12 protein-coding genes are annotated in these 13,150 nt (G+C 35.2%); 5 read left to right on the forward strand and 7 right to left on the reverse strand.

The genetic code is table 11. From position 1 onward, the window contains the following. Window positions 1-93: 93 nt before the first annotated feature. Entirely contained in the window at window positions 94-2,523 is a 2,430-nt protein-coding gene (locus OZP11_RS13170; RefSeq protein WP_281231022.1) for an ABC transporter permease, read from the forward strand. Between the two features lie 61 nt (window positions 2,524-2,584). Here OZP11_RS13170 and OZP11_RS13175 read toward each other — a convergent pair whose 3' ends face one another. Further along, the gene (locus OZP11_RS13175) at window positions 2,585-4,198 is read right to left on the reverse strand and encodes a L,D-transpeptidase family protein (RefSeq protein WP_281231023.1); all 1,614 of its coding nucleotides are present in this window, start codon (window positions 4,196-4,198) and stop codon (window positions 2,585-2,587) included. Window positions 4,199-4,604: 406 nt separating this feature from the next. On the opposite strand from OZP11_RS13175, the gene OZP11_RS13180 reads away from it, so the two are divergent. From OZP11_RS13180 to OZP11_RS13195, 4 genes are all read left to right on the forward strand, one after another. After that, the gene (locus OZP11_RS13180) at window positions 4,605-5,735 is read left to right on the forward strand and encodes an Mrp/NBP35 family ATP-binding protein (protein WP_281231024.1); all 1,131 of its coding nucleotides are present in this window, start codon (window positions 4,605-4,607) and stop codon (window positions 5,733-5,735) included. A gap of 69 nt (window positions 5,736-5,804) precedes the next feature. After that, window positions 5,805-6,044: a NifU family protein gene (locus tag OZP11_RS13185; protein ID WP_012023406.1), complete on the forward strand. Its 240-nt coding sequence runs from the start codon at window positions 5,805-5,807 to the stop codon at window positions 6,042-6,044. A gap of 215 nt (window positions 6,045-6,259) precedes the next feature. Next, on the forward strand, window positions 6,260-6,739 hold the full coding sequence (locus tag OZP11_RS13190) for a hypothetical protein (protein ID WP_281231025.1): 480 nt from the start codon (window positions 6,260-6,262) through the stop codon (window positions 6,737-6,739). 61 nt (window positions 6,740-6,800) lie between these two features. Further along, window positions 6,801-7,118, forward strand: a complete 318-nt coding sequence (locus OZP11_RS13195; RefSeq protein ID WP_057121545.1) for a 2Fe-2S iron-sulfur cluster-binding family protein — start codon at window positions 6,801-6,803, stop codon at window positions 7,116-7,118. A gap of 137 nt (window positions 7,119-7,255) precedes the next feature. Here the strand turns inward: OZP11_RS13195 and OZP11_RS13200 are convergent, their stop codons facing one another. From OZP11_RS13200 to OZP11_RS13225, 6 genes are all read right to left on the reverse strand, one after another. Further along, window positions 7,256-7,648: an SMI1/KNR4 family protein gene (locus OZP11_RS13200; protein ID WP_281231026.1), complete on the reverse strand. Its 393-nt coding sequence runs from the start codon at window positions 7,646-7,648 to the stop codon at window positions 7,256-7,258. Window positions 7,649-7,653: 5 nt separating this feature from the next. After that, window positions 7,654-8,157: an SMI1/KNR4 family protein gene (locus tag OZP11_RS13205; protein ID WP_281231027.1), complete on the reverse strand. Its 504-nt coding sequence runs from the start codon at window positions 8,155-8,157 to the stop codon at window positions 7,654-7,656. 128 nt (window positions 8,158-8,285) lie between these two features. Continuing rightward, window positions 8,286-9,275, reverse strand: a complete 990-nt coding sequence (locus tag OZP11_RS13210) for an aspartate-semialdehyde dehydrogenase (RefSeq protein WP_281231028.1) — start codon at window positions 9,273-9,275, stop codon at window positions 8,286-8,288. Between the two features lie 143 nt (window positions 9,276-9,418). Next, on the reverse strand, window positions 9,419-10,096 hold the full coding sequence (locus tag OZP11_RS13215; RefSeq protein WP_281231029.1) for a hypothetical protein: 678 nt from the start codon (window positions 10,094-10,096) through the stop codon (window positions 9,419-9,421). Between the two features lie 66 nt (window positions 10,097-10,162). Next, window positions 10,163-10,543, reverse strand: coding sequence for a large conductance mechanosensitive channel protein MscL (gene mscL / locus OZP11_RS13220; protein ID WP_281231030.1), 381 nt, complete (start codon window positions 10,541-10,543; stop codon window positions 10,163-10,165). A 67-nt stretch (window positions 10,544-10,610) separates the two neighbouring features. Next, on the reverse strand, window positions 10,611-13,079 hold the full coding sequence (locus tag OZP11_RS13225; RefSeq protein ID WP_281231031.1) for a bifunctional UDP-N-acetylmuramoyl-tripeptide:D-alanyl-D-alanine ligase/alanine racemase: 2,469 nt from the start codon (window positions 13,077-13,079) through the stop codon (window positions 10,611-10,613). Window positions 13,080-13,150: the final 71 nt, after the last annotated feature.

Below are 13,150 nucleotides of genomic sequence, written 5' to 3' on the forward strand. Positions count from 1 at the left end.
TTGTTACTGCACTCGTAATTCTGGTAGAATTTGTCTGCAAAATTTTTACTCTTCTTTAAAAAATTAACTAACCTACTATAAAGATATACCACCATGATTTTTAACTGGTTTAAAATATTTATTTATCATTTAAAGCAAAGCAAATTGTTTTCGTTTTTAAATGTTTTGGGATTAAGCATTGGGATTGCCAGTGTGATTTTCGCCATACTTTACTGGAATCATGAACATGCTTACGATCAATGGAATCCGGGGAAAGAAGATACTTATGTCGTGCTGAACAAAATAGGTACAACCGGCGAAACGTGGGCCAGCAGCTCAATACCTTTTGGTCTGACGTGCAAACAAACAATTCCCGAAATTGAAAAAATATGTTTTACTTTTAATTGGTATAACAATGGCCTGATTAAATTTAAGAACCAAAAACTGGTCGATAAAAAGATTACTCTTTCTGACGAAAACTTCTTTGATTTTTTTCCTTTTGATATTATAAAAGGTGCAAAAAAAGATGTGCTGAAAGAAAAAAACAGTGTTGCAGTCTCTGAAGAACAAGCCAAAGTACTTTTTAAAGACGAAGATCCAATAGGAAAATCAATCTGGTATAATAATACAAATTATACGGTTAAGTCGATTTATCGCATTAACAAACCGTCTTCTATAGAACCCAATTTTGTTTTTGGCGGCATAGTGCAGGAAAACGATAAGAACAGTTGGGGTAATTTTAGTTACGGACTGCTTATTAAAATTAAAAAAGAAGCTGATCCTACCGCTGTTTTAAAGAAAATGCAGCATGTAAATTACGTAAACAGAACCTTAAAAGAGGCAAAAGAAAGCGGCCTGACACCGGAACAGCATATAAAAGAAAACGGAGAAATCACGGTAATACTGGATCAGTTAAAAACGGTTCGTTTACACAGCACAAAAACCTCTGGAGGACGAGACCTGCCTGAGGGAAGCGGTAATTTAAAACTGCTTTACATTATGGGCGGATTGTCTGTTCTGATCTTGGTTTTATCATTGGTAAACTATATCAATTTAGCCACGGCTTCGGCAATAAAACGTGCTAAAGAAGTGGGGATACGCAAAATTGTGGGCGCTTCAAAAAACCAGATTATTACTCAGTTTATTTTTGAAACTGCTGTAATTGTTGTTCTTGCCATTGTATTTGCACTGGCAATTGTAGAACTTTCTCTGCCGTATTACAATACCTTTTTAAAGAAATCGCTGACTATGAATGGTGGTGAATTTTACCTGCAGCTCATTTTTATTTTTGGATTAGTAATCATTCTTGCGGGTATTTTCCCTGCCATTTATATCTCAAATTTCGAGACGTTAAAAGTTTTAAAAGGTAATTTTTCGAGAAGTAAAAGCGGTATCTGGATCCGGAATTCGATGCTTATTTTTCAATTCGGAATTGCTGCTTTTTTTATAATCGGTGCTTTGATTGTAAATTCTCAGGTTAATTTTATGATGAATAAAGATCTTGGTTTCAGCGGCGATCAGATCATTACAATTCCGTACAACACAAAAGATGTCTTTAAAAAAACGCAGCAATTTTCAACTTCAAAACAAGAGATCAAAAAAATACCCGGCGTTATAGATGTTTCAACCTTTGCAGGTTCTTTGGGCCTCGGCACCAATTCAAGTTCAGGGTTTAAGCATAATGGTATTTTTGTACAGCCGAGAAACATAGAAATGGATTTTGATTTTCTTAAAATGATGAAAATCAAAATAGTCAAAGGGCGTGATTTATCTCCTCAGTTTGCATCAGATACGGTAAGCAATATGCTGATCAACGAAACACTGGTTAAAATGCTGCAGCTTAAAGACCCTCTTAACACCATTATAACGTCTGGATGGGGCAACGAAAAAGGCAGTTTTAAATTCAAAATTGTTGGAATTGTAAAAGATTTCAACTTAAACAGTCTGCAGGAAAAAATACCTCCAATGGTTTTTATAAATATTAAAACCCTGAAGTGGAATAATTTCAATAATGTGTTTGTAAAGGTTTCTCCAAATAATTTAACAGAAACGTTAGAAAAATTGAAATTGTATTGGGATAAAAATGTAAATTCTGATTATCCATTTGAATATGAATTTGTTAACAAAGGATTTGCTAAGACTTATGAGGAACAGGTTAATCAAAAAAACTTATTTTTTATTCTAAATTTAGTCGTAATCATCATTGCCATCTTCGGATTGTTTGCTTTGGCATCATTTTCGATGGAGAGAAGGCTGAAAGAAATTGCCATTAGAAAAACACTGGGCGCAGAAACAGATATTCTGCTGAAGGATTTATCAAAACAATATATTGTTTTCTGCTTAATGGGATTCGGAATCGGGATTGTACCGGCTTATATCTTATTACAGAAATGGCTGGAAGATTTTGCTTTCAGGATCGACATTTCTTCGGTTCCTTTTGGCGTTGCTCTTGTATCGCTGCTGGTTCTTACTTTACTGATTGTTTTTGCAAAAGCATATCAGGTAACCAAAATTGATATTTTGAAATATTTAAAATACGAATAACTTGTAGGCCATTTTTTAAAAATCCCCGCTAGACACAGCCGCTAACGGGGATTTGTTTTTTTTAATTCATCGTAACTGAATCCGAATACAGGAGTTTGTCCAGGCTAGGATCACGGTCATAAACATCGGGATAAAAACCAATTTCGCCGTCATCGTTTACCCAGGCTGTAAAATATCCTATGTAAATCGGAATTTTTCTTTTCAGCATACAGGTTGTTTCCTTTTCGCCGCTCATGGCATTATTAATTTTATCAATCGGCCAGTCGGGATCATCTTTTAACATTTCTATTGCCAGTTGTTTAGCCTCTCTTACATTAATACAGCCATGGCTGAAAATACGTTTCTCAAAATCAAACAAACTCTTTGCCGGTGTATCGTGCAGATAAATATCGTTTGGGTTCGGGAACATAAATTTCACCAGTCCTAATGAGTTTTGAGGTCCCGGTTTCTGGCGTACATGTCCTCCGTTCCATTCCATATTATGATCGGCAAGATAGTTTTTATCTTCGGCAATTTTCAGTTTCAGTTCATTCTGGATAATACTTGCCGGAACATACCAGTACGGACTGAAAACAATCCGGTCGATTTTTCCACTAAAGATTACGGTTTCAGTCATTCGGGTTCCCACAAAAACATCCGAGACCAGATCGTATTTTCCGTTCTTTAGGTAAATCAGCCTGAAAGACGGGATATTTACCATCACATATTCGCTTGCATTAGCGAGTTCAGTCGGAATCCAGCGGCATCTTTCCATATTCAGCATAATCGTTCTGATTCTTTTTGAAATTGGCTCATTCATCTGATCGATTTGTTCTTTGGTGAAAGTATAATTCAGTTTCAGACCGTATCGTTTTTTGTACTTTAAAACGGCGGCCATCATTTCTTCATCATAGATTTGATTTTTAGAATCTTCTTTTAAATCGCCCACCACAAACAAACGTTCGCGTATTTGTTTTACAATAGTACCGCTGTCAAAAGGCCTGAGTTCTTTGTAGGTATCGGCATCAATATCAATTTTTTTCCAAAGTCCTTTTTTCTCGATATTTCGGTATCTTTTTAATACATCCTGAAGTTTATAATATTGACTGAAAAGAAGGTTTTCATCTTTATTTAATCGGTCCGGATCCTGCATTAACGAATCTAAAATTCTGTCGTACGAAACCGTTTTGGCCGGCAGAAACCAGCCTATTTTTTTTAAAGTCTGTGCATCAACACCTGAGTATACATTGCTGGCATAAAACACATACATATTCGACAATAAAAGTTCGGTATCGGTTTTAGGCAGTTTATTGGATACATTTTCATTAAAAACATCATCAACCAGTTCATTATAAGGCATCTCGGCTTTTATACCCTGCTCACCCAGACGCTTTACTTTATGATATAATAATGCCCCAAATTCGCTGACATTTTTGTCATCGTACCAGATCAGGTTGTATTCTTTCTTTTTATAAAGTTCTTCAACATCTTTTTGATACATTTTGAGTTTGGGATATTTCTTAAAAAAACTGTTTATTTCTTCTGCAGTAATGGTACCGAAAGAAAATACATTTGAAGAAGCAACATTTTCAAATTCCGGAATTTCATTTTTTAGTTTATCAGTTTTGGCTGATTTAAAAGAAAACATTAAAAAACTACCGGCAATAATAACAGATAAGAAAGTAAAATTTCGCATATTTTTAAGGTTTAAATTTTAACAAAAAATAATTTTTAAAAAATATCGGAAACTCTGATACAGAAGCTCCAAAGTAAATTATGTACAACTTGGAATCTTCGATTTGGGTTATCAAATTTAATTAAGATAATTGACAATTTTGATATTTTGTGATGTAAATTTCATACAGGTTTCATTTTGGCCGGTAAAAGAAATTCCGCAAAAAACAAGGATCGAAAACATCTATTTGAAAATTTGACAGGGCAAAAAATTCAATATTGATCGTTTTGACTAATCTCAATATCAATAAATACAATCTAAAAGACCGTAAATCCGAACTTAATCTGTTATCTTTGCAGTCTCAAATCAGTTTAAATTAAGATAGATTTTTCAAATTGATTTTTTTCCATACAAAATAGCACATAAAATGAAATTAGATAGAAAAGAAATTCTAAAGGCTTTAGAAACCATTACTATAGCCGGGGAAGGGAAAAACATGGTTGAAAGCGGTGCAGTTGCTAACGTACTGACTTTTGGCGACGAAGTGGTAGTCGATTTAGTATTACACACGCCGGCCATGCATATCAAAAAAAGAGCAGAAGATGATATTAAAAAAACCATTCATGATTTAATATCTCCTGAAGCTAAAATTAAAGTAAACATTAAAGTTGAAACGCCTGAGAAAGCCGAAATTAAAGGACGTGCTATTCCGGGAATTAAAAATATTATTGCTGTTGCCTCTGGAAAAGGAGGGGTTGGAAAATCTACTGTTACAGCAAACTTAGCCGTTACGCTTGCAAAAATGGGCTTTAAAGTAGGAGTTCTGGATGCTGATATTTACGGTCCTTCAATGCCTATTATGTTTGATGTTGAAAACGAAAAACCGGTTTCGATAACAGTTGACGGAAAATCTAAAATGAAACCAATTGAGAGCTACGAGATCAAAATGCTTTCTATTGGATTTTTTACTGCACCAAGCCAGGCTGTAATCTGGAGAGGTCCTATGGCCGCTAAAGCCTTAAATCAGATGATTTTTGATGCAGACTGGGGCGAACTGGATTTCATGCTTCTTGATTTACCTCCTGGAACAGGTGATATTCACCTTTCTATCATGCAGTCACTTCCTATTACAGGAGCGGTTGTAGTAAGTACACCACAGGCTGTTGCACTTGCCGATGCTAAAAAAGGAGTTTCGATGTTTATGCAGGACAATATCAATGTTCCGGTTTTAGGAATTATTGAGAACATGGCTTATTTTACTCCGGAAGAACTGCCAAATAACAAATATTATATTTTTGGACAGGAAGGTGCAAAAAACCTTGCTGCTGACTTAGATGTACCGTTTTTAGGTGAAGTGCCTATTGTACAGTCAATTCGTGAAGCGGGTGACTACGGACGTCCTGCAGCTTTGCAGACTGCATCGCCAATTGAAGGTGTTTTTGAAGAAATTACACGTAACGTAGTTCAGGAAGTGGTAAACAGAAACGAAAGTCTTCCTGCTACCGAAGCAATTAAAATTACAACAATGGCAGGATGTTCTGCTGTAAAAAAGAATTAGATAATTGAGATAATGTGTCAATTAGATATAATTCAAATTGACACATTCTTTTAAATTGACATAAATATCATGACAACAGAAGAATTAACAAATAATGTTTTATTGGCCTTAGACGAGATCAGGCCATTTTTAAAGTCCGATGGCGGAGATATTACATTAATCTCTATAGATGATGATAAACACGTTAAAGTACGTCTTGAAGGTGCCTGTATAAGCTGCAGTGTAAACCAGATGACGCTTAAAGCGGGTGTTGAAACTACAATAAAAAAATATGCGCCGCAAATTGAAACTGTAGTAAACATAATGTAACAATGCGCGTATAAGGCTTGTATACAAGGGTCATAAAATTAGCAAGAATAATAAGCCTTTTTTTAAATGTTTTCATAAAACAGCAATAAAACAGTTATAATTCCCCTCTTTTTTGAGGATTTCATAAAAAATAACACAAAGATTTAAGAGATTCAGTGAGTATTTTGTTACATTTTTAACTTAAATTTGTGACAAAACCCTTAAATCTTATATTTATGAAAAAATTTTACACTCTGTTTTTATTATTGAGTTTTGTAACTGTGAATTATGCACAAATCAGAACAGTTGTTGTTGATAAAGCGTGGGTAAGCGAATCTGAAGAATGGTCTGACTTTACTTATGCAGGAAAAATCGTATTTTCGATGAATGCGAATGACGAACCGGGAACTTTAAGAATTGGGAATTATGATTTCTTATACGATTTTGTAGAAGGAAGAGGGAAATTTTCAAATAAAGCTACATACAGCTCAGCAGAATTTACACACCCAAGAAAAGTTTCGGCAACGACAGACAAGCAAGGGGTTTTAAACACAACGTACGAAGGAACCTTAATCTTTCAGTCAGACAAAGATTATTTCTCTGTAATTGCAATTGTTACTATTCTTGAAAAAAGTGAAAGTGTTCTTGGTGTAAAAATGCGCTTAAAAGACACTGCCAGAAAAGAATACGCATTTAGTACTAAACCTACTAGCTAATATTAATAAAAAAGGATTTTTTCACGTTATAAAATCCTGCCAAAAAATTCCAATAATTAAAATGGATGTATTAATAAAGATTAAAGATCGAGAAGGAGTTATACACGAGTTACAGGCTCCGACCGATATGGCAATGAACATAATGGAGTTATGCAAAGCATACGAACTTCCTGTTGAAGGAACGTGCGGCGGAATGGCAATGTGCGCTTCCTGCCAGTGTTATGTTTTAAATGATGTCGCATTACCGGAAATGGGCGATGAAGAAGAAGCTATGCTGTCGGAAGCATTTTATGTTAAATCGAACAGTCGTTTAGGCTGCCAGATACCAATTACAGAAGATTTAGAAGGTCTTGAGTTAGAATTAGCTCCGGAATATTAAAAATATAAAAAAGGCGAGAATTAATTTTCCCGCCTTTTTTACGTTTGTTATTAAACCAGACAAGTTTTAAAACCTGCCGGGTTTCTTGTAGGTAGTAGACTTAGATCTCTATTTTTGATATTTATAATCATTAATCTTCAAATTAATTTCTGGATATTGTCTGCAGCCTTCTGTACTTCTCCAGTTTCATGACACCAGAAATAAACAGTATCACCTAGAATTTTATTGTTTTCACAAGGAAGAAGAATCAATTGATCTCCACACCCATTTCCTCCAACAGCAATCGCATTTAAAGGAAAATGACCCCATTCTTTAGCTTGTTTTGTTTCTAAAATAATGTGATTGCAGGTTCTGCTTATTCTCTTTTTATCACTCTTATCAAAAAACGGATAAAGATTCCAATCATAATCTTCTGTTTGAGCTTCTCCTCCATTTTCTTCTATCATTTTTTCTTTAAACAAAGGAGAAAATTTTAACCCTAGCTCTTCTTCTGTTTCTTGTACATATTTTATATCGACTGGAAATGCCATAAATTTTAATTTAAGTGTTCTTGGGGATCAAAAGGCTCAAAGTCTCTTTCTGAAAAGGCTTCTGTTAAAATACCAGACGAACACAACCAGGAAATAGTTTCTTCTAATGTATTTCCGGCTTTGTAAATCATTTCGCTGTATCTCGGCAGGATATAATAGTGATTATTTAGGAGAATAATTTCGTCTCCGTCGAATGTATCGCCTACTCTAATTGATTTTAAGACTTCATCTTTGGTCAAAACGTCTTTTCCTTCATCCCAAAACCAATATTCAGTTATACGGCCCCTCCATTCTTCAAGGGTTAGAATAATCGTTTCCGGAAGAAACATTCTAACGTAAGTACCTCCCAAAATCCCGCTTCCGTATGTCAGAACATATTCTTTATAATCTTCATCAAAAGTAACGTTCAATGTTTTTTCGCAGGCCAGAATATCTTCTTCATCAGCGGTAAACAAGTCGGTTTTATGCGTCTTATAGTTTGGGATTATTTTATAGTTGTCAAAATTCATAAGCTTTAAGTTTATCTGCTAATTTACTTGTTTAGCGGGTAAACTGAAAAGTTTTTAACGCAAAAAAGCCATAATTACTTAATCGCAATTACGGCTTTCTTTATAGCAATTTTCTTTAAATCTCTGGATTACACCAAACCTGCTTTAATTAAATATTCAGCGATTTGGATGGTGTTTGTTGCAGCACCTTTTCTTAAGTTATCAGCAACGATCCACATGTTTAATGTGTTTGGCTGGCTTTCATCGCGACGGATTCTTCCAACAAAAACATCGTTTTTACCTTCTGCATATAATGGCATTGGGTATGTAAATGTATCTAAGTTATCCTGTACCACTACTCCATCTGTATTGTGCAGAATCTCACGAACTTCACTTACATCAAAATCGTTTGTAAACTCAACGTTTACAGCCTCACTGTGTCCGCCAACAACCGGTACACGAACGGCAGTAGCCGTAACTCTGATCGTATTATCGCCAAGGATTTTTTGAGTTTCACGAACCAGTTTCATTTCTTCTTTTGTGTATCCGTTTTCCTCAAAGCTGTCACAATGTGGAATTGCATTACGGTGAATTGGGTATTTGTAAGCCATATCCCCCTGAACACCTGCATATTCATTCTCTAATTGTTTTACCGCTTTTACACCCGTTCCGGTGATCGATTGGTAAGTAGAAACGATGATTCTTTTAATGTTGTATTTTTTATGCAAAGGAGATAATGCCAATACCATTTGAATAGTTGAACAGTTTGGGTTTGCGATGATTTTATCTTCTTTAGTTAAAACGTCGGCATTGATTTCTGGAACTACCAATTTTTTAGTCGGGTCCATTCTCCATGCAGATGAGTTGTCGATTACAGTTGTTCCGGCAGCAGCAAATTTAGGAGCCCATTCTAACGAAGTATCGCCTCCGGCAGAAAAAACCGCGATATCAGCTTTCATATCAACAGCCGTCTGTAATCCTACTACTTTATATTTGGTTCCTTTGTATTCGATTTCTTTTCCTACTGATCTTTCAGATGCAACAGGAATTAATTCTGTAACAGGAAAATTTCTTTCTGCTAATACTTTAAGCATTACTTCGCCAACCATTCCGGTAGCACCTACAACTGCAATTCTCATTTTTATATTTTTAAATAATCAATTAATCTAATTTTACAGGACAAAAATAAGTATAAATAAAGTCTCAGCAAGGTGATTCACAAAAAATAACAAAATGTTATAAATTGAACAAATTTTGAAATTTAGATCCCTGTCTTCCTTTTCTAAAATTCGTTTTCTGCCCAAATCAGCTTTTGCTCAATATTTTCAATATCCAGTTTTTCTGACCGGTTAATTGCTTTAAGTCTTTCAGAAAGAACATGTAAGGATGTATCTGCTAAATCTATAGCAGATTGTAAATCTGATTTTTCAATTTCAAGAACATCAAAAAGACATGGCGGTGCAAAATTTTCTTTAACTTCAATATCAACAAAATCAAATCGGATTTTATTTCCATTTTCGGTTACCCGAGGAAAAGGGTGTCCTGCAAAAAATGAACTTGTTTTTCCGATTATCAAATCTTTCCATTCTTTTATATCAGCCAAAGAACCACAGCATTGCGGAAAATAAACAGCCATATCATCCAATTCTAAAATATACCCGCCGGAAAAAGGCGTAATAAAGTCAATTGCATCTGCTGTATCTGTTTCGTCAGATTCTTCAAAATCTATTTCTTTTTGAATTGCCCGCAGCAAATCAGCATCAGACAATTCATCAATAGCGTAAAAACGAGATGCTTTTTGATACGGTTTTAAATCATCTGAAAAACCAGCCGCTTTATTACATAAGCAATTATATGCTTCCCATTCGTCCTTGTATTCCCAGGAAGGTCCAAAATCAGGTAGTTTTATATTTTCATTACTGTTGAAAATTTCTATAACGGGTACTAATTTTACTTTCATAGTTCATTAAAAAAACCGCCTCTTTAGAAGGCGGTTAAGTTAGACTTAGTGCAGCGGTATTATATCTTATTTATTTTTTAATAAATCTCTAATCTCAGTTAACAATTCTTCCTGAGTTGGCGCTGCAGGCTGATTTGGTGCAGGCTCTTCTTTCTTTTTAAGACTGTTTAACCCTTTAATAAGCACGAACAAAACAAAAGCCACAATAATAAAATTAATTACTGCCGAAAGAAACATTCCGTATTTAACTCCGCCAAAAGCGGTTAAATCTTCAATTCTTGACAAATGAGCCGCATCTAAAGCCGGTTTTAAAACAAGCGGTGTAATTACGTCTTCAATAAATGAACTTACAATTTTACCAAAAGCGGCTCCAATAATTACTGCAACAGCAAGGTCAACTACATTGCCCTTCATTGCAAATGCCTTAAATTCTGAAAAAAATCCCATATCTGATTTGTTTAGTTTTTAATAATGAAGTATCGAAAATACGTAATTTTCCTGATAATTCCTTGCTCTACCTAAAAAACACTCTTTTAACGCGCTGCGAAATACTGGTCATTATTTCGTACGGAATTGTTTTTAAAACTTCTGCCATTTCTACAACTGTCGGGCTTTCGCCGAAAATTATTACCGAATCACCTTCTTTGCAGTCAATATGGGTTACGTTAACCATCAGCATATCCATGCATACGCTCCCAACGATTCTGGCTTTCTGGTTTTTAATCATCACGTATCCTGCTTCATTTCCCCATAATCTCGAAATACCATCAGCATAACCAATTGGGATAGTGGCGATTTTTGTTTCTTTCTCTGCCATAAAACGGCGTCCGTAACCTACGCTGTCGCCTGCAGGAATGGTGCGGACCTGAGAAATAATCGATTTTAATGTTCCTACGTTTTCGAGATATTTTTGTTCTGCCGGATCGTTTGAAACGCCGTATAATCCAATTCCTAAACGTACCATACTGTATTGTGCATCCGGAAAATTACTGATTCCGGAAGTGTTTAAGGTATGTCGGATTGGGTTTATGCTGAGTTCTGACATTAATTTTGACGATAATCTTTCGAACAATGCGATTTGTTTTCTCACGAAATCAAAATGTTTAGGATCATCGCTTGTAGCCAGATGCGATAAAATACTCTGAACTCGAACGGTTGAATTTCCTTTTAAAGTCGCGATGAGTTCGTCGATTGTATTGTCTTCAAACCCTAAACGATGCATTCCGGTGTCTATTTTTATGTGAATTGGATAATCCTGTAAATTCTTTTCTCGGGCAATTTTTAAAAAGGCTTTCAGCCCCTTTAAACTGTAAATTTCAGGTTCTAACTGATATTGAATTATCGAAGGAAAACTGGTTGACTCCGGATTTAAAACCATAATAGGCAGTTTGATACCGCCGTTTTTCAGCGAAATTCCTTCATCGGCGAAAGCCACACCTAAATAATTTACTTTATGATGTTCGAGTAATTTGGCAATTTCCAGTCCGCCGTTTCCGTAACCAAAAGCCTTTACCATCACCATCATTTTAACATCCGGTTTCAGCTTTGATTTAAAGTAATTAAAGTTATGGCTTATAGCATCCAGATTAATTTCCAGAACGGTTTCGTGTGTTTTTTCTTCAAGCAGCGATACGATTTCTTCAAACTGAAAAGATCTTGCTCCTTTTATCAGAATGGTTTCGTTATTAAAATCAAACCTTTCTATTTCGTTGATAAAATCGGCTGTATTTTGAAACATGGTGCTGTTGGCAAATTTATCTTTGAATGAAGAAATTGTCGGGCCAATACCAATTACACGATGTATTTTATTGTCTGAAATAAGCTGGGCTACTTTTGAATATAGCTCTTCGTTTGAAAAACCGCTTTGAAAAATATCAGACAAAATCACGGTTTTTGAGGCGTTCTTTTTCTGGCTTTCCAGAAAGTCCAGAGCAATTTTTAAGGATTGAAAATCGGAGCTGTAACTGTCGTCGATAATGCTGCAGTTTTGGATTCCGTTTTTTACCTCCAAACGCATTTCTACAGGATAAAGTCCTTTTACACGGTTCTGAATGACTTCAAAATCGTATTTAAAATACAACAAAACCAATAAACAGGAGATCGTATTTTCTATTGAAGCCGAATCGCTGAACGGGATTTCTAAATTGAAAATTTCATCATTGTATTGGTACTGAATGGTTGTAATATCATTTTGGGCTTCTTTTTTCAGAATATAAACTGAAGCTGTATCATCTGTAAAACTCCATGAAAAAAGCGTTCTGTCTTCCAGCGGATATTCGGCACTAAAATCAGACAGACAATCATCTACGAGTTTGTTTTTCTGGTAAACAATCACTTTTGATTTTTTGAAAAGCAGCAGCTTTTCTTTGATTTTCTGCTCAAGGTTTTCGAATCCCTCATCGTGCGCGGAACCAATACTGGTTAAAACACCAATATTGGGTTTTATGATTTTTTCGAGATTTGTCATTTCGTTTACGGTCGAAATTCCGGCTTCGAAAATCCCTAAATTGTGTTTTTCATTTATAGCAATTACAGACAACGGTACGCCAACCTGCGAATTGTAGCTTTTAGGGCTTCGGATAATGTTATAATCGGGGCTTAATAAGAAATTAAGCCATTCTTTTACGATGGTTTTTCCGTTGCTTCCGGTTAATCCAATTATCGGAATATTAAATAAATCACGATAATAAGCTGCCAGTTCCTGAAGTGCTTTCAGAGTATTTTTGACTATAAAAAAATTGGCTTTCCCTTTTACTTTTTCAGGAATATGCTGCACGACAAAATTTCGTACTCCTTTGTCTATAAGCTCGGAAATATACAAATGAGCGTCATTATTAACACCCGAAAGGGCAATAAACAATGTCTGCGACCCGTTTTGTAATGAACGGCTGTCAATCGAAATATGATCGACAAAAATGTCGGTTTGAGAACCTGTCCATTCAGCATTAAGTACTGAAACCAGGTTTTTTAAATTTATGCTCATTTTAAAATTACTTTTTGTCAAATTTAAAAAAAGGTTTGCCACGAATCTCTCAAATTTTAGCTAATTTATTT

Origin of the sequence: Flavobacterium gelatinilyticum (assembly GCF_027111295.1) — a bacterium.
Lineage (GTDB): Bacteria > Bacteroidota > Bacteroidia > Flavobacteriales > Flavobacteriaceae > Flavobacterium > Flavobacterium gelatinilyticum.

Coding starts and splice junctions, on each gene's coding strand:
- OZP11_RS13170 (WP_281231022.1), top strand. CDS start 94: ATGATTTTTAACTGGTTTAAAATATTTATTTATCATTTAAAGCAAAGC.
- OZP11_RS13215 (WP_281231029.1), bottom strand. CDS start 10,096: ATGAAAGTAAAATTAGTACCCGTTATAGAAATTTTCAACAGTAATGAA.
- OZP11_RS13180 (WP_281231024.1), top strand. CDS start 4,605: ATGAAATTAGATAGAAAAGAAATTCTAAAGGCTTTAGAAACCATTACT.
- OZP11_RS13195 (WP_057121545.1), top strand. CDS start 6,801: ATGGATGTATTAATAAAGATTAAAGATCGAGAAGGAGTTATACACGAG.
- OZP11_RS13225 (WP_281231031.1), bottom strand. CDS start 13,079: ATGAGCATAAATTTAAAAAACCTGGTTTCAGTACTTAATGCTGAATGG.
- mscL (WP_281231030.1), bottom strand. CDS start 10,543: ATGGGATTTTTTTCAGAATTTAAGGCATTTGCAATGAAGGGCAATGTA.
- OZP11_RS13190 (WP_281231025.1), top strand. CDS start 6,260: ATGAAAAAATTTTACACTCTGTTTTTATTATTGAGTTTTGTAACTGTG.
- OZP11_RS13210 (WP_281231028.1), bottom strand. CDS start 9,275: ATGAGAATTGCAGTTGTAGGTGCTACCGGAATGGTTGGCGAAGTAATG.
- OZP11_RS13175 (WP_281231023.1), bottom strand. CDS start 4,198: ATGCGAAATTTTACTTTCTTATCTGTTATTATTGCCGGTAGTTTTTTA.
- OZP11_RS13185 (WP_012023406.1), top strand. CDS start 5,805: ATGACAACAGAAGAATTAACAAATAATGTTTTATTGGCCTTAGACGAG.
- OZP11_RS13200 (WP_281231026.1), bottom strand. CDS start 7,648: ATGGCATTTCCAGTCGATATAAAATATGTACAAGAAACAGAAGAAGAG.
- OZP11_RS13205 (WP_281231027.1), bottom strand. CDS start 8,157: ATGAATTTTGACAACTATAAAATAATCCCAAACTATAAGACGCATAAA.